The following is a 20,175-nucleotide window of genomic DNA, read 5'->3' on the forward strand; positions in this document are numbered from 1 at the left end:
ACACCCGTGCACACGGCCGGCACTCCCACGCGCCATGGCCTTCTTCGGAAGGACGAAGGTCCTCGTCCCCGCAGTAGGGGCAATAGAGAGGTGCCGCACGTTCGCTCACTGAAGTGCCTCCTCGTCCGCTCGGGTGACCCACTGGGCGAAGCGCTCGCCCTCGTTGCGCTCCTTCAGGTAGTTCTGGGTGACTCGCTCCACGTAGTCGGTGAGGTCGTCCGCGGTGACCTTGTGGCCGCGGAGCTTCCGGCCGAAGCCGGCGTCCAGGCCGAGCCCGCCGCCGAGGTGCACCTGGTAGCCCGGCACCTGCTTGCCGTCGGCACCCATCACCAGCTGGCCCTTGAGGCCGATGTCGGCGGTCTGGATCCGGGCGCAGGAGTTCGGGCAGCCGTTCAGGTTCACGGTGATCGGCACGTCGAGCTCGGGGATCCGCTCCTCGAGCTCCTCGATCAGCCGCGCGGCCTTCGCCTTGGTCTCGACGATCGCCAGCTTGCAGAACTCGATGCCGGTGCAGGCCATCGTGTTGCGCCGCCAGCCGCTCGGGTTCGCCTGGAACCCGAGCTTGTTCAGTTCGGCGACGAGCGAGTCGACCTGCGACTCCTCGACGTCCAGCACGAGCAGCTTCTGCTGCGGGGTGGTGCGGATCCGGTTCGACCCGTGCTGGGCCACCACGTCGGCGACCTGTGCAAGCGACGTACCGGAAACGCGGCCGACCACCGGCGCGACGCCGACGAAGTACTTGCCGTCGTTCTGCTTGTGCACCCCGACGTGGTCGCCCTGAACGGCAGGCACCTCGGGCGCCGGGCCGTCGATCAGCTTCCGGTTGAGATACTTGGTCTCGAGCACCTCGCGGAACTTCTCCACACCCCAGTCCGCGAGCAGGAACTTCAGCCGGGCGCGGTTCCGCAGCCGGCGGTAGCCGTAGTCGCGGAAGATGCTGGTGACCCCCCACCAGGCCTCCGCGACCTCCTCGCGCGGGATCCAGGTGCCGAGCCGCTGGGCGAGCATCGGGTTCGTCGACAGGCCGCCGCCGACCCACAGGTCGAAGCCCGGGCCGTGCTCGGGGTGCACGACACCGACGAACGCGATGTCGTTGACCTCCGGTACGACGTCGTGCGACGGGTGCCCGGTGAGCGCGGTCTTGAACTTCCGCGGCAGGTTGGAGAACTCGTCCGAGCCGATGTACTTCGAGACGATCTCGTCGATGGCCGGCGTCGGGTCGATGATCTCGTCCGCCGCGATGCCCGCGACCGGGCTCGCGATGACGACCCGCGGTACGTCGCCGCACGCCTCGGTGGTGTAGAGCCCGACCGACTCGAGCCGCTCCCAGATGCTCGGCACGTCCTCGATCCGGATCCAGTGCAGCTGGATGTTCTGCCGGTCGGTGATGTCCGCGGTGTCGCGGGCGTACGTCGTGGAGATCTCGGCGATCACCCGCAGCTGCTCGGTGGTCAGCTGGCCGCCCTCGATCCGGACCCGCAGCATGAAGTAGCGGTCGTCCAGCTCCTCCGGCTCCAGCGTCGCGGTCTTGCCGCCGTCGATCCCGGGCTTGCGCTGCGTGTACAGACCCCACCAGCGGAAGCGCCCGCGCAGGTCGGCCGGGTCGATCGAGTCGAAGCCGCGGTGCGCGTAGACGTTCTCGATCCGCGCCCGGACGTTCAGGCCGTCGTCGTTCTTCTTGTTCTCTTCGTTCTTGTTCAGCGGCTCGCGGTATCCGAGCGCCCACTGGCCTTCGCCCTTGCCCTTCCGGGGCCGGGCGGGTTTGCGGGCGGGGGAGGTGACGCCGGCAGTCATCCGGGGCGTGTCCTTGTCCTCGTGACAGGTGCTCACCGAGGGCGGCAGGATCGAAGCGTCGTCGGTTCGATGCGTTCCGCGCGGTGCGCACCCAGCGGTGATCGGGGGTGATCAGGGGGCCGTCATTGGCCCGGGCAGGGTGGCTGTCAGAACATCGAAGGACAACAGATGGCACTGCGCATCCGCCCGAGGTCGACATGAAGCCGACCTACGAGGTGGGTGGTGAACGCAGCGAGCATGTCCACAAGCGTCAGCGCGAACCGCTGACAAATCAACTCCCATTCCTACATCCTGAGATCCAATCTCACGATGTGGCTATGTCTACCAGTCTGATGGAGATTGATTCCGGCGTCGAACGCGTCGTACAAGAACTCTTGTGCAAGAGTTCTTGTGGAAGCTACGGTGCTCTGCATGACGCCTCCGAACCGCCGGACCGTGACACCGTCCGTACTCGCTGCCATGCACCATCCGTTGCGCCGCCGGCTGCTCGACCTGATCCACATCGACGGGCCCGCGACCGCATCGCGGCTGGCCGAGTCCACCGGAGAACTTGTCGGCAATGTCAGCCATCACCTGAAGGTTCTCGCGTCCGCGGGCGTGATCGTCGAAGCTCCGGAGCTGGCCAAGAACCGCCGCGAGCGGTGGTGGAAGCTCGGCGACACCTCGGAGTACTCGTGGTCGATCGCGGACGCGAAGGGCGACCCGGCGGCCGAGTTGGTCGCGGCCACCGCCGAGGACGCGAACCTCGCCCATCACGTCGGCAAGGTGCGGCAGTGGTTCGACATACGGTACGAGTTCGAGGAGCCCTGGGTGCGGGCGGCGTACGCCACCGAGAGATGGCTCACATTGACGCCCGCTCAGCTCACTGAGCTGAGCGGGCGGATCGAGGACCTGGTCCGCTCGTACTCCGACCAGCCGGCGGAGGGTCCGGACGCGCACCGCGTCTTCTTCTTCGCGCACGCCGTTCCGGCACGCCCGTGAGCACCGAGGTCTTCCCGCCGCTCCGGAGAGACCGTCGGGTGCAGGGATGGATCGCGTCGGCCGCGGTGTCGCAGGCCGGCGACATGGCCTGGTACGTCGGACTCGCCTGGAGTGCCGCACAGGTCACGAGCCCGGCCGGCGCGGGTCTGGTGATGGGCATCGGCGCGCTGCCGAAGGCGCTCATCCTGCTGTACGGCGGGGCGCTCGCGGACCGTTTCGACGGCCGGCGGACGATGATCCTCGCCAATCTCGCGCGGATCGTTGTACTCACGGTCGCCGCGGCGGCGGTGGCTCTCTGGGGACTTTCGCTAGCACTGCTAGCGACGGTCGCGGTCGTGTTCGGCGCGGTCGACGCGCTGTACACGCCGGCCTCCGGAACGCTGCCGCGGCGGATGGTCCGCTCGGAAGACCTGGTGAAGCTGTCGGCCGGGAGCCAGTTGGCGCAGCGGCTCGCGGTCTTCGCAGGCGCCCCGCTCGGCGGGCTGCTGGTCGCACACGGCGGCCTGATCACCGTGATGATCGTCGACGCGACGTCGTTCGTGGTGATCGCGGTGGCGCTGGCGTTCCTGGTGAAACCACGGCTCCCGCAGCCCGTCTCCACGGGCCACTCGATCCGCGCCGACCTGCGGGACGGGTTCGCGTACCTCAAGCGCGACGTCCGGGCGCGGACGCTGGTGATCGCGTTCTCGGGGCTGAACCTGTTTGTCGGCCCGATCCTCGCCGTCGGGCTGGTGCAACGTACCCACTCGGCCGGTTGGGGGTCGGCGTGGTACGGCTGGTTCGAGGCGTGCTCCGGGGTCGCGGCCGCGGTGGGGGCGCTGGTCGCGATGCGGTGGAAGCCGGCCGACCTGGCGCGGTCCGGTCTGCTGGTGCTGGTGGTCCAGGCGGCCGGTTGCGCGATGATCGGGCTGATGCCGAAGCTCGGTGTCTTCGTCGCGATGGCGATGATCGGCTGTACGGCGGGGATCGCGTCGGCGCAGCTGTCCGCGGCTTTCCAGCAGACCGTCGACCCGACGTACCTGGGCCGCAGCTTCAGCATCGTCAACCTGTCCGACGAGGCAATGATGCCGCTCGCAATGGTCGGCTTCGGCGCACTGATCAGCCTGTCGAGCATCCCCATCGCCTGCGCCCTGGTAGCCACCCTGTTCGCAACCCTGGTCCTGTGGGCAGCCGCCCGCGTCAACCGCTGACCCAACGCCGAGCCGGCGCAAGTCCAGTACACGACGGGTGCTCTTGTGACACATGTGAGGGCGGTCAGGCTGCTCAGACGCCGCCCGGCCCCGCCGGCGCTTCACGCCGGGGGTTATCCCTTCGTGTGCAGGGTTCTCCGCTCATGTATCAGTAGAGAACCCCCGACGCGAGGGGTCAACCCGTCGTCTGCTCACTGCAGGGGCAGGACGACCCGGCGGGGCGACGGTTGGCGGGGCGGCGGTCGGGGGTGGGAACAGGCGCTGGTGACAGGGGACAGGCAATACCTCGTGCCCACCCACCACGAGGTGTCGCACGACCCCGGGGAGAACTCTGCACGCGACGGGTTGTCCGGCTGGGCGCGAGGTCGGGACAGCCGGCGGCATCAGTTGCGATTGGTGTGCAGATGGACAGGTAGTGCACTGTTGAGACGGTGTACGCGCGGTCGCGATCGCGCTCAGGTGCACTAGCTGGCGGCCGGACACCTCCTGTCCGTGTGTACGTCGGCGCGTCCTGCGAACGTGCTGACGTAAACTCCGGCGGGTGTTGAGCTGGGAGGGCGTCCGGGAATTCACCGTCGGGTCGGTCGAGCTGCCGGCTACTCCGAAGCGGAAGAAGATCGGGTGGGGGCCGAAGGCGATCAGGGTTCCGCAGGGCGGGAAGTTCGATCGGGTGCTCGCGGCTTGTGCGTACGTCGGGCCGGAACGCTCGCTGTACCTCGATGCGGAGCTCACGCAACTGCTCTGCTCGGTGGTCCCGTCGGGGGAGAACTCTTGGAGCGTTCAAGACGCCGGCGCGGTGACGGTCGGGACCATCACCCGGATCCCCTCTGGTCGGCCGTTGCTCCGTCCGAACTGGCGCATCGAGCAACCCGGCCAGGTCGACGTGATCGGGCGGACCGAGTGGTTGAGCGGCGACGCGAAACAACTTGCCGAGAAAGCTGCGGGGCGGCTGTTCACCGGGGTGTTGGACGCGCTTACGAGCTTCGGTGCGGAGGGCGGCGATCAGCCGACCAAGGAGCGCGTGTTGGAGTGGCGAGCCGGAGACGACGTCGTCATGTTGTCCGAGGCAACCAAGTCGATCAAGATCAAGGCGGAGTGGCTGGACCGCCGCCTCGCCTTCGCCTACAGCCTGATCGCCGAATGACCACCGCCGCACCACACAACGCCCGCCACAACCCCGACGCCCCGCCCTGCGCCCGCACGACGCGGGTTGTCCGTGGCGCCGGCGATGTTGCTGGCGAGTATGTCGGCCGGGGGTTGGTCGGGTCCGCTGCGTCGGTGGTGCTGCGATGCTGGTGCCGCGTGCTGGTTGGGTGCGGTGGTGCTGCGGTGCTGGTGCCGCGTGGTGGTTGGGTGGGGTGCTGCGGTGGTGGGGCGGGGCTGGTGGATGTGTTGGGTCGGTGGTGCTGCGGTGATGTTGGGTGATGTTGGGGTGAGGGAATGACGGTGGCGGGGGCGGGGTGGGGGTCGGCTCGGGGGATTGCGGAGGGGGTGCGGGCTGGGGCGGTCAGCGCGGTGGATGTGGTTGACGTGGCGATGGACGCTGCTCGGCGGCTCGACCCGGTGCTGCATTTTCTCGACGAGCTTGATGTCGATGGGGCGCGTCGGGCGGCTGAGCGGTTGGAGCCGACGGGGCCGTTGGCCGGCGTACCGTTTCTGATCAAGGCGCGTACGCCGCCTGAGTCGCCGATCCTGACCCGGCTGATCGCCGCCGGCGCCATCCCGATCGGATGGGCGACGCGGGCGCGGCCGGGTGCGGTGTCGCTGACGTTCGGGTGGAACGGGCGCGAGTACACGCGGAACCCGTGGGACCTGGAGCGATCACCTGGTGGGTCGACCGCCGGTGGTGCGGCGGCGGTCGCGGCAGGCGTCGTACCGCTCGCGACCGGTGGTGACAGCGGCGGGTCGCTGCGGATCCCGGCGTCGTTCTGCGGGATCGTCGGGTTCAAGGGCACGTACGGTCGCATCCCGCGGCCGGGCGGACGCGCACTCGGCGGACTGACCACGGCCGGCGTGATCGGCGCGGACCTCGACGACGTCATCCTCGCCACCAGCATCGCCAGCGGCCCCCACCGCCTCGACCCCACATCCCTTCCCCACTGGCCCGTACCGCGCGAGCTCGTACCGCCCGAGCCCGGACCGCTTGAGCCTGGGCCGTTTGAGCCTGGGCCGTTTGAGCCTGGGCCGTTTGAGGCCGGGCCGCCCGAGGCCGGGCCGCTCGAGCTGGGGCGGCACGTAGGAGACCTGGTCGGGGCAGGCGGGAGCGGGCGGGCGGCGTTGGCGGGTTCGCGGCGGTGGCGGGTTGCTTATTTCTCGACGTTGGGGCGGTGGGCTGCGGACCCGGGTGTTGATCGGGCGGTGCGGGAGCGGCTGAGCGAGTGCGGGGTCGAGGTGGTCGACGTACCGCTGAAGCTCGGGCCCACGGACGAGGCCTGGTCGGTGTTGTGGGGGCTGGACAACGGGCGTGGTGCGCAGGCGGCGGCCGCCAACCGGGCGCGGGAGATTCGCGACCTCAACAACACAGCGCTGGCCGACCTGTTCGCCGAGGTCGATGCACTGGTGACGCCGACCACGCTGACCGTTGCCCACGGCTACGACCAGCACGAGCAGAGCATCGTCACCGGCGACCCGTGCTGGATCTTCAACGTGACTGGGCATCCCGCGGTGAGTGTCCCGGCTGGACTGGCGTACGGGCTGCCGGTGGGTGCGCAGATTGTTGCGCCGCATGGGGCGGACGACCTTGCCCTGGCGGTGGCTCGCCAGATCCTGGCCGACCTTCCTCGACCACCCCACTGCTGACCACTCCCGCCTGTCCGTCAGCCGCAGCCTCTTCGTCAGCTGCGCCCACTGCCCTCGCTGGTACGGCTGGTGGGAAAGCCTTGGCGACGGTGTTGGCGAGCTCGATGGCCGAGGCGCGTTTGCGATCCGGCGTGGTTTCGCCGCGGGCGGTGGGGGAGCGCAGGGCCTCGGGCTTGGTGAAGTCGGCGATCGCAGCGACAACTGGCTCGGTGTAGGCGTCCTGGCGTGCAGGCGTCCGACTCGAGGGGTCTTGCGCCGGGGAGGATACGGGCGGCCGGACCGCTTCTTTGAGCTCCGTGCGGAAGAACTTGACCAGCTCCTTCGCGCGAAGGAGCCGGCTGCGACGGAGTACGTGGCGTTCACCTGCGAGTGATGCTCTCTCCCGCCAACTGACGTCGAACATGATCCGCCCCAGCCGAAAACCGGGATTCGTCTCACCACCGGGATAACCTCGCGCGCCTCCGTCGGTGAAGAACTCGCTGTAGAACGCCCCCTCGTCCTCATGCTTCAGCACGTTCCACGCCCGGTACTGATCCGTCGGCAGCTCGCCGCGAACCCACGCCTCGTCCATCAACGCGTGCGAGGTCGCGTTCAGCGGCCGATGGCCGACATACCGGTACTGCGGACGCTCGCCACGCCGGCGCCGCTCGTACTCGGCGATGATCTGCGGCCACTCGTCCGCCGAGACGGCCCGTGCCAGCCGGGACGCGAACGAGGTCCGTTCGCGCAGCTCGGCCCGCGAGGTGACCGGATGATCGGTCCGCCCGGTCATCGTCTCGAGCTTGTCCATCACGAAGGTGCCGCCGTGCGGCCCGATCCGGTTCCAGCGGGTGACCTTCAGCGACGGGCGGTTCGGCCCACCCGTCACCGCGTTCAGTGCACGCAGGGCGGCGATCCCGACGCGGTAGAGCGGGACGCGCCGCCGCATGACGCGCGTCTCCCACCGCGTCCGGTAGTCGCTGTCCAACCACGCCGTACCGACGAGCCGACCGGCTTCGCGACGGTTCACCGCGGATGTTCCGCGCGCCAGTTCTTGATCATTTGGTCCATGTCGGCGTGGATGAAGGCGAAGAAGTCGGCGGCCTCGGTGAGGCGGCGGCCGACGGGGGAGTCCTCGCCGAACAGGGACGCGCCGGAGCGGCTGGTCGACTCCCACTCGCTGAGGGCCAGGTTGCGGCGTTCCAGGATTGCGGCGAAGACGTCCTCGCGGATCCGGTAGTGGTCCTTGCGCGAGCCGGGCAGCCGTTCGCGGGAGATGCAGGAGACCTGGAGCAGTTGACGTACGGCGCCGGACACGGCCGGCTGACTGATCTGGAGCGACTCGGCGAGCTCGGCCGCCGTCATCGTCCCGGTCGGGCTGACCAGCATCGCGCCCATCACCCGCGCCGACATCGTCGGTACGCCGCTGTTCGCCAGCACCCCCGCGAAGCGCTCGACGAACTGGCTGACGGCCTCTCGGCTCGGTTCCTCCACCATGGTTGAAGCTTACAGTAATTTGATCTATCGCAACTATCACAGACTTCTGATAGTTTGAATTCATGACCTCGACCCTCGATTCCGGAGGGCAGACGCTGACCGGCGCCCGCCGCTTCGGTGTGCTCATCGCACTGTGTCTGGCCGTGCTCGTGCTCGGTCTGGACACCACCGTGCTCAACGTCGCGCTGCCGACGCTGGCGAAGGACCTGGAGGCGTCCACCAGTCAGCTGCAGTGGATGGCGAACAGCTACAACCTGGTGCTCGCCGCGTTGCTGCTGCCGGCCGGTCTGCTCGGCGACCGGTACGGGCGGCGCAAGATCATCGCGATAGCGCTCTCCTTGTTCGGCCTCGCGTCCCTGGCCTGCGCCCTGGCGGACTCGGCCGGCCAGCTGATCGCCGCCCGCGCGTTCCTCGGGATCGGCGCGGCGATGATCGTCCCGGTCGCGCTCTCGCTGATCACCGTGCTGTTCCGCACCGCGGAGGAGCGGAAGAAGGCGATCGGGTTCTTCGTCGTTGCCAACAGCATCGGTATGCCGCTCGGGCCGATCGTCGGCGGCCTGCTGCTCGACCACGCCGGCTGGCAGTGGATCTTCGTGATCAACATCCCGATCGCCTTCCTAGCAGCGCTAGCAGTCACGCTGCTCGTCCCGGAGAGCCGCAGCGCGAACCGCCCGGCGATCGACTGGCTCGGCATGATCCTGTCGAGCGCAGGCCTCGCGGCCCTCGTGTACGGCGTGACCAAGGCAGGTGAGGCGTCCTGGGGCGACACCGTGACGATCGTGTTCCTCGTGCTGGCCGTCGTACTGATCGCCGGGTTCCTGCTGTGGCAGCGGCGTACCAGCGAACCGTTGATCGAGCTGCGGCTGTTCAGCGAGCGGGTGTTCACCGGTGGCGCCGTCCTGCTGACGGTGTCGGTGTTCGCGATCTTCGGGTTGCTGTTCACGATGCCGCAGTACTTCCAGGGCATCAACGGGTCGGACGCGCTGCACACCGGTCTCAAGTTGCTGCCGTTCATCGGCGGTATGACGGTCGGCGCGAAGCTGGCTGAACCGGTGGAGGCGAAGGCCGGCACGCGGCTGGTGGTGATGTCCGGGTTCGTCGTGATGGCGGCCGGGTTCGTGCTCGGTGCCTTCACCGATCTCGAGACTGGATACGGGTACACCGCGACCTGGTTCGCGGTGGTCGGCTTCGGCCTCGGGTGCTCGATGCCGCAGGCAATGAACGCGGCGCTCGGCGTCCTCGACCCGGAGCGCGCCGGGACCGGCTCCGGCCTGTTGCAAGCGTTTCGGCAGGTCGGAGGGACGGTCGGCGTCGCCGTACTCGGCACCGTGCTGAACTCGGTCTACCGAAACAACGTCGACACCGCCGCGTTACCCGCGCAGGCAGCCGACGCGGTGGAGAAGAGCCTGGCCGGCGGGCTCGCGGTCGCCGAGAAGGCTGGCTCGCCGGAACTGCTGGACAACGTCCGCGACGCCTTCCTCAACAGTCTCAACACCACGATGTGGGTCTCGGCCGGCATCGCCGCCGCCGGCGCGATCCTCGCTGCGGTCCTGATGCCCGCGAGAGCCGAGAAGCCCTCGCAGGACGCCCTGATGGGAGTCAAGCAGGACACCTGATCAGACGCAGCGGCGCCCGCTCCCCGAAACGAGGAGCGGGCGCCGCGACGTGTCAGCTGAGCTCGAGGCCCGGGTAGAGCGGGAACTTGTCGAGCATCTCGGCCGAAGCGGCCTTGGTCTTGTCGGCGACGCCGTCGGCCAGCACGTACTTCGCCTTGGACGGAGCGCCCGCCGCGGTCGTGGTCGGCGTGGTCGAGGACAGGACGTCGACGATCAGCTCCGCGACCCGGTCGAACTCGTCGCCGCCGAAGCCGCGCGTGGTGAGTGCCGGCGTACCGATCCGGACACCCGACGTGTACCAGGCGCCGTTCGGGTCCCGCGGTACGGCGTTGCGGTTCGTGACGATGCCCGCGTCGAGCAGCGCCGACTCGGCCTGCCGGCCGGTGATGCCGTACGACGAGACGTCCAGCAGCACGAGGTGGTTCTCGGTGCCGTCCGTCACGAGCTTCACGCCACGCTTCATCAGGCCCTCGGCCAGCGTGACCGCGTTGTCGGCGACGGCCTGCGCGTACTCCTGGAACGACGGCTGCCGCGCCTCGGCGAGGGCGACCGCCTTCGCGGCCATCGTCTGGCTGAGCGGACCGCCCAGCACCATCGGGCACCCGCGGTCGACGGCGTCGGCGTACTCAGGCTGGCAGAGCACCATGCCGCCGCGCGGGCCGCGCAGCGACTTGTGGGTCGTCGTCGTGGTGACGTGCGCGTGCGGGACCGGGTCGAAGTCGCCGGTGAAGACCTTGCCCGCGACCAGGCCGGCGAAGTGCGCCATGTCGACCATCAGGGTGGCCCCGACCTCGTCGGCGATCTCGCGCATCTTGGCGAAGTTGATCTTGCGCGGGTACGCTGAGTAGCCGGCGATCAGGATCAGCGGCTTGAACTCGCGCGCCTGCTCGGCGACGAGGTCGTAGTCGAGCAGGCCGGTCTCCGGGTCGGTGCCGTAGGAGTGCTGGTTGAACATCTTGCCGGAGATGTTCGGCCGGAAGCCGTGCGTCAGGTGACCGCCGGCGTCCAGTGACATGCCGAGCATCTTCTGGTCGCCGAGCGCCTTGCGGAGCTTGGTCCAGTCCTCGTCGTTCAGGTCGTTGACATGCTTCGCGCCCGCCTCGGCCAGCGCCGGGGACTCGATCCGCTGCGCCAGGATCGCCCAGAACGCGACCAGGTTCGCGTCGATGCCGGAGTGCGGCTGGACGTAGGCGTGGGGCGCGTCGAACAGGGCCTTGGCGTGGTCCGCGGCCGCCTGCTCGACGGTGTCGACGTTCTGGCAGCCGGCGTAGAAGCGGTGCCCGATCGTGCCCTCGGCGTACTTGTCCGACAGCCAGTTGCCCATCGTGAGCAGGGTGGCGGGGGAGGCGTAATTCTCGCTCGCGATCAGCTTCAGCGAGGACCGCTGGTCGGCGAGTTCGGCCTTGATCGCGCCGGCGATGGTGGGTTCCACCGCGGCGATCACCTGCAGCGCGTTGTTGTACGCGGCCGACGCGGCGGCGGCGTCGAAGGACTGAGTCATCGTTGTCTCTCCTGCGGTTGCAGTGGGTCGAAGGCACCCAGGCGCACGGTGCCGACGGGTTTCGCTCCCCGGTGGTTCTCCACCTTCAGCGCGCCAGTCGCGACCCGCTCACCCTATCGCGCGCCCGACGATGCCAGCGAACGGTGTGGTCCGGGGCAGCGTCCCGAACACACCGCCCCAGTCATTGGCCAGCCGGGACGCGACGAACGCGTCCGCGACGTCAGGCGTCGAGTGCCTGATCAGCAACGAGGCCTGCAGGCACAGAGCCATGCGCGCGGCCAGCCGCCGCGCCCCGGCCTCGGCGTTCTGGATGTCAGCAAGCACTTGCAGTACGTCGTTGACCGCCGCATCGAGCCGCGCATCGGCACCTTGCACCGAACCGACCTCGAGCAACCACGCCTCGAGCGACTCCGGGCGGCGGAGCGCACGCAGTACGTCGAGGGCGTTGACGTTGCCCGATCCCTCCCAGATCGAGTTCAGCGGCGACTCCCGGTAGAGCAGCGGCAGCCCGGACTCCTCGACGTACCCGTTGCCGCCGAGGCACTCCAGCGCCTCTGCGACCATGAACGGCGTCCGCTTACACACCCAGAACTTCGCCAGCGGCAGCCCGATGCGCCGGAACGCGCTCTCCCGCTGATCGCCCGCGAGCGACGCGTCGACGGCCGCCGCGAGCCGCATGCCCAGGGCTGTCGCCGCCTCGCTCTCCAGGGCGAGATCGGCCAGCACGTTCTGCATCGCGGGCTTGTCGGCGAGCAGGCCGCCGAAGGCCGAGCGGTGCTGCGTGTGCCAGCACGCCTCGACGAGTGCGCGCCGCTGGAGCGCGGCCGAGCCGAGCACGCAGTCCAGCCGGGTCGCCGCGACCATCTCGATGATGGTCCGTACGCCGGCGCCCTCGTCGCCGAGGCGGTACCCGATCGTGCCGTGGAACTCGACCTCCGACGACGCGTTCGAGCGGTTGCCGAGCTTGTCCTTGAGCCGCTGCAGGGCGAACGGGTTCCGGTTGCCGTCGGCAAGAACCCGCGGTACGACGAAGCAGCTCAGACCGTCCGGCGCCTGCGCGAGGACCAGGAACACGTCCACCTGCGGGGCCGAGCAGAACCACTTGTGCCCGTTCAGCTGGTACACGTCGCCGGCGGGCGTCGCCGTTGTGAGGTTCGCCCGTACGTCGGAGCCGCCCTGCTTCTCGGTCATCCCCATCCCGGCGAGGACGCCGTTCTTCGCCGCGGCCGGCAGCCGGCGTACGTCGTACCGCGTGGCGGCGAGCTGCGGGACCCACTCCTTCGCGAGTTGCGCGTCCGCCTTGAGCGCGGGCACAGCGGCGTACGTCATCGAGATCGGGCAGCCGTGGCCCGGCTCGACCTGCGACCACAGGTAGAACCCGGCCGCGCGGGTCAGGTGCGGTGACGGGCGCTCGCTCGTCCACGGCGCCGCCTGCAGCCCGAATCCGACGGCCTGCTCCATCAGCCAGTGCCACGACGGGTGGAACTCGACCTCGTCGATCCGGTTCCCGTAGCGGTCGTGGGTGCGCAGCACCGGCGGGTTCTGGTTCGCCGGAAGAACGTGAGACAGCGCTTCCTCGGACCCCGCGAGCTCGCCGATCCGGAGCAGACCGGGATCGGCTGTGAGATCCCCCGTGAGGTCGGCGTACGGACGCAGAGCGTCACCTAGCGCCGCGTCCCGGGTGAAGAAGTTCACGCCCCGCAGTGGGGGAGCCTGATTCGTTACCGCGAAAGGGTCCGCCATGTCAGTACGGTAAGCGGTATGGCACGCATCGGGGCAGGACCCACTGGTGGGAGCTCCCTCTCATTGGCATGGGTCCGCAAGGTCCCCGCGACGACCTGGAAGCTGCTCACCCAGACGATCGGCGTCTGTCTGCGCTACCGGGTCACCGGGCTCGCGGCCGAGGGGGCGTTCTTCGCGATCCTCTCGCTGCCGCCGCTGATCTTCGGGCTGGCCGGCTCGCTCGGTTACATCGCGAGCAAGTGGTTCGAGGTCGAGACGATCAACGACATCAAGCAGCAGATCGTCGACCTGGCCGCGCGGGCGCTGACCGACGACTCGATCAAGAACGTCATCGCGCCGACGCTGGACCAGGTCCTGAACGGCGGCCGCCCGGACGTCATCTCGATCGGTTTCGTACTGGCGCTGTGGTCCGGCAGCCGCGCGCTGAACGTGTTCGTGGACACCATCACGATCATGTACGGGATGGGCGGCAAGCGCGGCATCGTCCGGACCCGCGCGCTGTCGTTCTCGCTGTACTGCGCGGCACTGGTGATCGGCGTGATCGTCCTGCCGCTGGTGCTGGCCGGCCCCGACGCGGTCGACGCCCTCCTGCCGCACCGGCTGGACTTCCTGAACCAGCTGTACTGGCCGGTGGTCACGATCCTGTCCGCGGGCTTCTTGAACACCCTGTACCACCTCTCGGTCCCGATCCGTACGCCGTGGGTCTCGGACCTCCCCGGCTCGTTCCTGGCGTTGTCGATCTGGATCCTCGGCAGCTTCGTGCTCCGCTGGATCCTGCAGAGCACGGTCGGCGGTACGTCGATCTACGGCCCGCTGGCGGCGCCGATCGCCGTACTGATGTGGCTCTACATGACCGCCATCGCCGTACTGATCGGCGCTGCGCTGAACGCGGTCGTGGACCGGCTGTGGCCGCACAAGCAGCAGATCTCGGAGGTGCAGAAGGCCGAGGTCGAGGCGGGATTCGAGCACGAGGACGAGGTCGAGCCCGTGATGAAGGCGGAGCCGGATCCGCACCACGAGCACGATCACACGCTGACACCGGTGGAGTCGGAGGAGCGGCCGGAGGCGACGGTCGGCCGGAAGATCGAGAAGCTCTCGGAGCGGCCCCGGAAGGCTGCTCCGTCGGCTGCGCCTCGACCTGAGGGTGAGCCTGAAGCTCGAGTTGAGCCTGAGGCTTCGCGGAAGCCCGCTTCGGTCGGAAAATCCGGTGCGCAGGGTGACACCGACGACCTAGGCTGACGGCATCGCGACACACGGTCCCGGCTCGGGACCGCTGGGATTCGGAAGGGAGGCACCCGCCATGAGCTTGCAACAGGCCCGGTGGGCCGTTGTCTCCCGTACTGTCCGTCCGCTGAGCTGATCTCGCGGCCGGACCCTCTGAAAGGTTCGCCGCATGTCAGCCACGCTTCAGGCCCTGGGACTCGACAGTTCCACGGCCGAGTTTCTGCAGTCCGTCCCGGAGGACCTCGTACCGGGACGCGTCGCCCGGGTCGACAAGGGCCTGGCGACGGTGTTCACCGAGGACGGACCGGTTCGCGCCAGCTGGTCCGGGGCGCTGCTCGCCGAGATCGCCGCCGACGCGCAGGCCGGCCCCTGCACAGGGGACTGGGTCGTCCTGCGGTTCTGGCCGGACGACCGGATCACGCTCGAGTCGGTCCTGCCCCGCCGTACGACGATCGTCCGGGCAGAGGTCGGCGGCTCGTCGCGCGGGCAGGTGCTCGCGTCGAACGTCGACGTGATCGCGATCGTCGTCGGGCTGGTCCCGGAGCCGAACATCGTGCGCATCGAGCGGTTCCTGGCGCTGGCCTGGGAGAGCGGTGCGCGACCGGTCGTCGTACTGACGAAGTCCGACCTCGTCGGGGACGCCGAGTCAGTGGCCGAGGACGTGGCGGTCGCCGCGCCGGGCGCCGACGTGCTGGTGTGCAGCGCGACCACCGGCGCGGGTATGGGCGACGTACGGGCGCTGCTCCGCGGTTCTGAGGACTTGGGGAACGCGACGCTAGCGTTGCTAGGTTCGAGTGGCGCGGGCAAGTCGTCGCTGGTGAATGCGCTGGCCGGCGTGGAGCTGCTGGATGTGCAGGACATCCGGGAGGACGGGAAGGGCCGGCACACCTCGGTACGGCGCGAGCTGATTGCGCTGCCTCAGGGCGGGGTCGTGATCGACACGCCCGGGCTGCGGGGGATCGGTCTGCAGGAGAGCGGTGAGGGGCTGGCCGCGGCGTTCCCGGACATCACGGCGTTGGCAGATCAGTGCAAGTTCAAGGACTGCTCGCATGTGATGGAGCCGGGGTGCGCGGTGCAGGCGGCGTTGGAGGACGGGTCGCTGCCGTACCGGCGCTACGACAGCTGGGTGAAGCTGCGGCGCGAGGCGGCGTACATGGCGCGTCGTGCGGACATCCGGCTCCGGACCGAGGCGAAGAAGGAGCGGGTCCGGGTCAGCAAGTCCTACCGCCGGGACTACAAGCCCCGACCGTAGTTTGCTGTTTTGTTCAGCAGTGAAAGGATCGGGCGTATGAACCGATCGGTGCTGGTGACGGGGGCTTCGCGGGGGATCGGTGCGGCGGCGGCGCGGGCGTTCGCTGCCGCGGGTGACCGGGTGGCGATCCATTACAGCGCCTCCGCGGACTCCGCGGCGCAGGTGCTGAAGGAGCTGCCGGGCTCAGGGCATCTGACGGTGCAGGCAGATCTGGCGGATCCGGCGGCGATCGAGGCGATGGTCTCGGACGCCGCCACGGCGCTGGGCGGCATCGACGTACTCGTGAACAACGCGGGCGTCTACCACCCGCACCGGATCCGCGAGACGACGTACGCCGAATGGCAGCAGGCGTGGGCGGACACGCTCGCGGTGAATCTCGTTGGGCCGTCCAACGTCACTTGGTGCGCGGTGCGGCACATGTCGCGCGGCGGCCGGATCGTGAACGTCTCGTCCCGCGGCGCGTTCCGAGGTGAGCCGAACCAGCCGGCGTACGGCGCCTCCAAGGCGGCGATCGTCTCGTTCACGCAGTCGCTAGCGCGGGCGTTGGGACCGGAGGGGATCGCAGTGACCGCGATCGCGCCCGGCTGGACGGTCACCGACATGGCCGCGGTGAACCTGGCCGGCGACGGGTACGACCGCCGCCGGCTGGAGAGCCCGCTGGAACGCGTGGCCGACCCGTCCGAGGTCGCGGCCGCGATCCTGTACCTGGCGTCGCGCGAAGCCGAGTTCGCGACCGGGACCGTCCTCGACTTCAACGGCGGCTCGTACCTGCGGATGTAAATCCGTTCGCTCGACACCGGGGGACTGGTTAGGGTCCTTCTCGTGCATCGCATCATCACTCCGCCGGCCGCCGCTTAGCGGACGGCATCCTCGCGCTCAGGTCTTCCGGCCTGGGCTTCTTCGGGCTGTTCGCAGACGCCCTGACCACTCGTTGCGAACACCTTCCCGGAGTGTCCGATGCATCATCGTCTCTCGACGAGGCGTGCCCTCGTCTACGTCGTTCTCGCCGCCCTGGCCTGGGGTACCGGCGGCCCGACCGGCGCCCTTCTGTCCAAGTACGCCGGCCTCACGCCGCTGTCCACGTCCTTCTGGCGCCTGGCCGCAGCCGTGGTGTGGCTGGCCTTCGCGCGCCTCGCCGTACGCCGAGCTCCGCTCCGACCGGTGCTCATGGCCGGCCCGGTCCGCCACGTCTTGAGCGGCTTGGGCCTGGCCGCGTGCCAACTCGGCTACTTCACCGCGATCCCACGGGTAGGCGTCGGCGTAGCCACCGTGATCGCCTTAGGGGCGGCTCCGATCTTCATCACGATCGTTGCGCGCGAACGCCTGACCCCAGCACTCTTCGCTGCCGTGGTCGGCCTGGTGCTCCTGTCCGCCACCAGCGGCACGGCCGACCTCACGGGTATCGCGGCAGCCGTGATGTCCGCGGCAGGGTACTCACTGACAACGCTCCTGAACCGCAAGGCGCCAGACCCCCAGACCGCTGCGCTCCTGGGCTTCGCCGCAGGCGCCATGTTCCTGGCACCCTTCGCCGCGCTACCAACCTCACTCGTCGGCTGGCTCCTGATCGCGTACTTCGGCCTCGTCCCCACGGCCTTCGCCTACACCCTGTTCTACCTCGGCCTGAGAACCCTCAAAGCGTCGACGGCAGCAATCCTAGCGCTGCTAGAACCAGTAGTGGCCACAGCGATCGGCGTCCTCGCGTTTCACGAACGCCTGACGCCGCTAGCACTGCTAGGCGCTGCGGTGCTTCTGCTGGCGCTGGCAGCCCAGAGCCGCCGCTGAAACGCGAACAGGCGGCGGGTGCTTTCGCACCTGCCGCCTGTTGTTCGTGGACGATACTGGGATCGAACCAGTGACCTCTTCCGTGTCAGGGAAGCGCGCTACCGCTGCGCCAATCGTCCTCGAGGTGGAGACGGGATTCGAACCCGTGTAGACGGATTTGCAATCCGTTGCCTCGCCTCTCGGCCACTCCACCAGAGAGGCCATTCCGCCACGTGCGGCGGCGGCCTGCCGAACCTTCTCCGAGCGGACGACCGGGTTCGAACCGGCGACCTCAACCTTGGCAAGGTTGCGCTCTACCAACTGAGCTACGTCCGCACTGCGCTCCGCCGCGTTTCCGCTCGGTGCGAGAGCAGAACAGTAGCGCACTTTCCGCCCGGACAAAATCCCGATTTCACCGGGTCGTCACGAGCCTGAATCGCACCCCATCCGTCACACGAGTCCCACCGATTCTGTCCACTCGCCACGCCGTCCGGTCACGCCTTCAGCGACACCAGATCGACGTTTTCGAGGTACTCCGCATCGCCTCGGAGATCGATCGCGGCGACACGCCCGTCGACGACGGTGAAAGAGAACACAATCAGCGGTTCGCCGCGCCGCATCCACACCAGGCCAGGCATTCCGTCGACGAGCACCAGTTTCGCGGCCGCGGCTCGCCCGGAGAACTCCTGCGCGACCCGGCCGGCTCCGGCGAGTCCCGGCGTACCGCCGTAGGCCGCTGCGCCCGCGTCCGCGCGTACGACGACCTCCGGGTCGAGCACCTGCAGGAGGCCCGAGAAGTCCGCACCACGTGCTGCCGCGAGGAAGGCGGTGACGATTTCCTTCTGCCGCACCACGTCGACGTCGGTCGGTTCCGGCGTACCGCGGACCCGTCGTCGCGCCCTGCTCGCGATCTGGCGGGCGGCGGCCGGAGACTTGCCGATGATCGGTCCGATGTCGTCGAACGGTACGGCGAACAGATCGTGCAGTACGAACGCCAGGCGCTCGGCCGGCGACAGCGTCTCGAGAACCACTAGCAGTGCTAGCCCGACCGAATCGGCCTGCACTGCTTCGAGTTCGGGATCCGGTACGTCGTCGTCCGCGAGGACCGGGGAGTGCTCGCCGACCGGCAGTTCGGGCCGCCCGCGCCGGGTCCGCAGCATGTCCAGGCAGATCCGCCCGACCACGGTCGTCAGCCAGCCGCCCAGGTTGTCGATCGTCGCGCTGTCGCTGCGACTGAGCCGGATCCAGGTCTCCTGGACCGCGTCCTCCGCCTCGGGCTCTGAGCCCAGGATCCGATACGCGATGCCCCGCAGCCGGTCCCGGTTCTGCTCGAACCGCGTCGCGAGCCAGTCGTCCCCGCCCATCCGGATCACGTCCTTCACCTGTCGTCCGTTGACCTGTCACACTGACCGGCCGAGGGCCGTCATGCGATTGACGGAGCACGAGCACCAGATGTGACAGAGGAGTGAGCGATGACGGCCGAGGCCCGCCCGTTGGAGGTCCGCAAGCAGGACACCCTGAACCGTCTGGAGAAGGACGTCGACGCGTGGGTGTCCACGGCGTCCCTCGACGGTACGCCGTACTTGATGCCGCTCTCGTTCCTGTGGAGCGACGGGACCTTGCTGCTGTCGACGTCACGCTCCAATCCGACGGCGCGCAACCTGCTGGCGAATCCCGTCGTACAGCTGACGCTGGGGGAGATACGCGACGTGATCCACGTGGCCGGCACGGTCTCGACCACGGAGGTGTCGGAGGCCGAGGGCGCGGCGTTCGCGGCGAAGGCGGGCTTCGATCCGCGTCCGCTGCCGAACTATCCGTTCTTCCGCGTCACACCGACGAAGATCCAGGCCTGGCGCGAGGTCAACGAACTCAAGGACCGCGTCCTGATGGACAACGGCGCCTGGATCGTCTGACTCACCAGAGGAACGTCAGCTCCGACACAGTGAGGTGCGGCCGCTGCCCTGTCCAGGTGTCCAGGCAGGCCCGCAGTTCGGCTTCGGAGCCGGCCAGTCCGAGCATGGCGGCGTCCGTCGGGGCAGGCGCGTGGTCGTGTGCGTCCGGCGAACCGTGCGAGCAGTCCGAGCACATCACCCTGATGCCGGACCAGTTGTCGACGCCGAGCCCCGCAGGTCCGGCGAGATCGGCGAGCGCGTGGACGTCCTCGGTCTCGGCGCCGACCACTTGCGCCTGCCACGTGGCCATCCCGGAGTCCTGGAGCCGTGCGAGCTCGTCGAAGACCGCCAGCTGCCGGCCGCCGAACTCCCGTTCGCCCTTCGGCTCGCCGTCGTGCAGTACGACGTCCCGGAAGCGATGACCGGACTCGGGCAGCGGCACGCTCGAGATCACCGCATGCGCAGGACTCCGGCGCCAGCACCACACGACCTCGGTGTCCCCGTACTCCGGAACCACCTGGTGCCGCAGACTCGGCCGATCCGGATTGACCCGGATCGGCGTGAGGCCGAAGTCCTGGTCGATCGGACCTTGACCGGGCTCGATCGTGCCGATGCCGTACTCCGCCCAAGCCCACCGGGCGGTCTTCCAATCCGCGAGCGCAGTGGCAGCGATCCCGAGGTTCCAGGCGGCCGGATTCGCGCCCTCGAACTCCTGCCGCTCCTGGTCGGAGAACAGCGCCATGGCCCGCCGGTTCCGCTCGGCCGCGTCCGCCCACTCGCAGCGTGCCTTCGAGTGCATGGCGGCCTCGAACCAGGCCCCGAAGGAGTCCGGCAGGAGCTCGGTCAGTTCGCGCACAAGTTGCCCGACACGCTCGGTGTCCCCCGCCTCGTCCGCTACCTGCCACTCCTGCGCAACGTCACCCGGCTCTCTGGTCATCGCGCCATT

The 20,175-nt window shown here is 68.9% G+C and carries 16 protein-coding genes, 3 tRNA genes and 1 riboswitch; of the genes, 10 read left to right on the forward strand and 9 right to left on the reverse strand.

All coding sequences use genetic code 11. From position 1 onward, the window contains the following. Positions 1–105: 105 nt before the first annotated feature. A complete protein-coding gene (locus tag EV651_RS28580; protein ID WP_133788429.1) occupies positions 106–1,794 on the reverse strand; it encodes a nitrite/sulfite reductase in 1,689 nt (562 codons plus the stop codon). Positions 1,795–2,205: 411 nt separating this feature from the next. Here EV651_RS28580 and EV651_RS28585 point away from each other — a divergent pair, with 411 nt between their 5' ends. The 4 genes from EV651_RS28585 (at position 2,206) to EV651_RS28600 (ending at position 6,764) form a co-directional block, all read left to right on the forward strand. Then, complete coding sequence (locus tag EV651_RS28585) at positions 2,206–2,775, forward strand: helix-turn-helix transcriptional regulator (protein ID WP_133788343.1); 570 nt, start codon at positions 2,206–2,208, stop codon at positions 2,773–2,775. After that, positions 2,772–3,965 carry an MFS transporter gene (locus tag EV651_RS28590; protein ID WP_133788344.1) on the forward strand — a complete coding sequence of 398 codons (1,194 nt, stop codon included), beginning with the start codon at positions 2,772–2,774 and terminating at the stop codon, positions 3,963–3,965. The genes EV651_RS28585 and EV651_RS28590 overlap by 4 nt, the downstream gene beginning before the upstream one ends. A gap of 541 nt (positions 3,966–4,506) precedes the next feature. Continuing rightward, positions 4,507–5,109: a hypothetical protein gene (locus EV651_RS28595; RefSeq protein WP_133788345.1), complete on the forward strand. Its 603-nt coding sequence runs from the start codon at positions 4,507–4,509 to the stop codon at positions 5,107–5,109. A 371-nt stretch (positions 5,110–5,480) separates the two neighbouring features. After that, the gene (locus EV651_RS28600; RefSeq protein WP_166658826.1) at positions 5,481–6,764 is read left to right on the forward strand and encodes an amidase; all 1,284 of its coding nucleotides are present in this window, start codon (positions 5,481–5,483) and stop codon (positions 6,762–6,764) included. Between the two features lie 1,005 nt (positions 6,765–7,769). Here the strand turns inward: EV651_RS28600 and EV651_RS28605 are convergent. Further along, on the reverse strand, positions 7,770–8,240 hold the full coding sequence (locus EV651_RS28605) for a GbsR/MarR family transcriptional regulator (protein WP_133788347.1): 471 nt from the start codon (positions 8,238–8,240) through the stop codon (positions 7,770–7,772). A 62-nt stretch (positions 8,241–8,302) separates the two neighbouring features. Here EV651_RS28605 and EV651_RS28610 point away from each other — a divergent pair, with 62 nt between their 5' ends. Beyond that, on the forward strand, positions 8,303–9,856 hold the full coding sequence (locus tag EV651_RS28610; RefSeq protein WP_133788348.1) for a DHA2 family efflux MFS transporter permease subunit: 1,554 nt from the start codon (positions 8,303–8,305) through the stop codon (positions 9,854–9,856). Between the two features lie 52 nt (positions 9,857–9,908). Here the strand turns inward: EV651_RS28610 and EV651_RS28615 are convergent, their stop codons facing one another. Both EV651_RS28615 and EV651_RS28620 read right to left on the reverse strand, forming a co-directional pair. Next, positions 9,909–11,357, reverse strand: coding sequence for a glycine hydroxymethyltransferase (locus EV651_RS28615; protein WP_133788349.1), 1,449 nt, complete (start codon positions 11,355–11,357; stop codon positions 9,909–9,911). Positions 11,358–11,385: 28 nt separating this feature from the next. Next, positions 11,386–11,466, reverse strand: a riboswitch (ZMP/ZTP riboswitch). Then, complete coding sequence (locus tag EV651_RS28620) at positions 11,466–13,100, reverse strand: acyl-CoA dehydrogenase family protein (RefSeq protein WP_133788350.1); 1,635 nt, start codon at positions 13,098–13,100, stop codon at positions 11,466–11,468. Its footprint overlaps the riboswitch before it by 1 nt. An 18-nt stretch (positions 13,101–13,118) precedes the next feature. Between EV651_RS28620 and EV651_RS28625 the strand changes: the two genes are divergently transcribed. From EV651_RS28625 to EV651_RS28640, 4 genes are all read left to right on the forward strand, one after another. Beyond that, positions 13,119–14,339 carry a YihY/virulence factor BrkB family protein gene (locus tag EV651_RS28625; RefSeq protein ID WP_133788351.1) on the forward strand — a complete coding sequence of 407 codons (1,221 nt, stop codon included), beginning with the start codon at positions 13,119–13,121 and terminating at the stop codon, positions 14,337–14,339. A gap of 154 nt (positions 14,340–14,493) precedes the next feature. Next, complete coding sequence (gene rsgA / locus EV651_RS28630) at positions 14,494–15,576, forward strand: ribosome small subunit-dependent GTPase A (protein WP_133788352.1); 1,083 nt, start codon at positions 14,494–14,496, stop codon at positions 15,574–15,576. Between the two features lie 36 nt (positions 15,577–15,612). Next, complete coding sequence (locus tag EV651_RS28635; RefSeq protein WP_133788353.1) at positions 15,613–16,356, forward strand: SDR family NAD(P)-dependent oxidoreductase; 744 nt, start codon at positions 15,613–15,615, stop codon at positions 16,354–16,356. A 177-nt stretch (positions 16,357–16,533) separates the two neighbouring features. Then, positions 16,534–17,358 carry an EamA family transporter gene (locus tag EV651_RS28640; RefSeq protein ID WP_133788354.1) on the forward strand — a complete coding sequence of 275 codons (825 nt, stop codon included), beginning with the start codon at positions 16,534–16,536 and terminating at the stop codon, positions 17,356–17,358. Positions 17,359–17,405: 47 nt separating this feature from the next. Here EV651_RS28640 and EV651_RS28645 read toward each other — a convergent pair. The 4 genes from EV651_RS28645 to EV651_RS28660 form a co-directional block, all read right to left on the reverse strand. Then, positions 17,406–17,477 (reverse strand) — tRNA-Val (locus EV651_RS28645). A 3-nt stretch (positions 17,478–17,480) separates the two neighbouring features. Further along, positions 17,481–17,551: transfer RNA gene (locus EV651_RS28650), tRNA-Cys, on the reverse strand. A 49-nt stretch (positions 17,552–17,600) separates the two neighbouring features. Beyond that, positions 17,601–17,673 (reverse strand) — tRNA-Gly (locus EV651_RS28655). 158 nt (positions 17,674–17,831) lie between these two features. Continuing rightward, positions 17,832–18,719, reverse strand: a complete 888-nt coding sequence (locus EV651_RS28660) for a sigma-70 family RNA polymerase sigma factor (RefSeq protein WP_238157250.1) — start codon at positions 18,717–18,719, stop codon at positions 17,832–17,834. A 90-nt stretch (positions 18,720–18,809) separates the two neighbouring features. Between EV651_RS28660 and EV651_RS28665 the strand changes: the two genes are divergently transcribed. After that, positions 18,810–19,250 carry a pyridoxamine 5'-phosphate oxidase family protein gene (locus tag EV651_RS28665; protein WP_133788355.1) on the forward strand — a complete coding sequence of 147 codons (441 nt, stop codon included), beginning with the start codon at positions 18,810–18,812 and terminating at the stop codon, positions 19,248–19,250. Between the two features lies 1 nt (position 19,251). Here EV651_RS28665 and EV651_RS28670 read toward each other — a convergent pair whose 3' ends face one another. Beyond that, complete coding sequence (locus EV651_RS28670; protein ID WP_133788356.1) at positions 19,252–20,166, reverse strand: tetratricopeptide repeat protein; 915 nt, start codon at positions 20,164–20,166, stop codon at positions 19,252–19,254. Positions 20,167–20,175 lie beyond the last annotated feature (9 nt).

The organism is Kribbella sp. VKM Ac-2571, assembly GCF_004362255.1.
Taxonomy (GTDB): Bacteria; Actinomycetota; Actinomycetes; order Propionibacteriales; family Kribbellaceae; genus Kribbella; species Kribbella pratensis.

Excerpts from the sequence above, each read along its gene's own strand:
- EV651_RS28580 (WP_133788429.1), bottom strand. The coding sequence starts at position 1,794 with ATGACTGCCGGCGTCACCTCCCCCGCCCGCAAACCCGCCCGGCCCCGG.
- EV651_RS28585 (WP_133788343.1), top strand. The coding sequence starts at position 2,206 with ATGACGCCTCCGAACCGCCGGACCGTGACACCGTCCGTACTCGCTGCC.
- EV651_RS28605 (WP_133788347.1), bottom strand. The coding sequence starts at position 8,240 with ATGGTGGAGGAACCGAGCCGAGAGGCCGTCAGCCAGTTCGTCGAGCGC.
- EV651_RS28610 (WP_133788348.1), top strand. The coding sequence starts at position 8,303 with ATGACCTCGACCCTCGATTCCGGAGGGCAGACGCTGACCGGCGCCCGC.
- EV651_RS28615 (WP_133788349.1), bottom strand. The coding sequence starts at position 11,357 with ATGACTCAGTCCTTCGACGCCGCCGCCGCGTCGGCCGCGTACAACAAC.
- EV651_RS28620 (WP_133788350.1), bottom strand. The coding sequence starts at position 13,100 with ATGGCGGACCCTTTCGCGGTAACGAATCAGGCTCCCCCACTGCGGGGC.
- EV651_RS28625 (WP_133788351.1), top strand. The coding sequence starts at position 13,119 with ATGGCACGCATCGGGGCAGGACCCACTGGTGGGAGCTCCCTCTCATTG.
- rsgA (WP_133788352.1), top strand. The coding sequence starts at position 14,494 with ATGTCAGCCACGCTTCAGGCCCTGGGACTCGACAGTTCCACGGCCGAG.
- EV651_RS28635 (WP_133788353.1), top strand. The coding sequence starts at position 15,613 with ATGAACCGATCGGTGCTGGTGACGGGGGCTTCGCGGGGGATCGGTGCG.
- EV651_RS28640 (WP_133788354.1), top strand. The coding sequence starts at position 16,534 with ATGCATCATCGTCTCTCGACGAGGCGTGCCCTCGTCTACGTCGTTCTC.
- EV651_RS28665 (WP_133788355.1), top strand. The coding sequence starts at position 18,810 with ATGACGGCCGAGGCCCGCCCGTTGGAGGTCCGCAAGCAGGACACCCTG.
- EV651_RS28670 (WP_133788356.1), bottom strand. The coding sequence starts at position 20,166 with ATGACCAGAGAGCCGGGTGACGTTGCGCAGGAGTGGCAGGTAGCGGAC.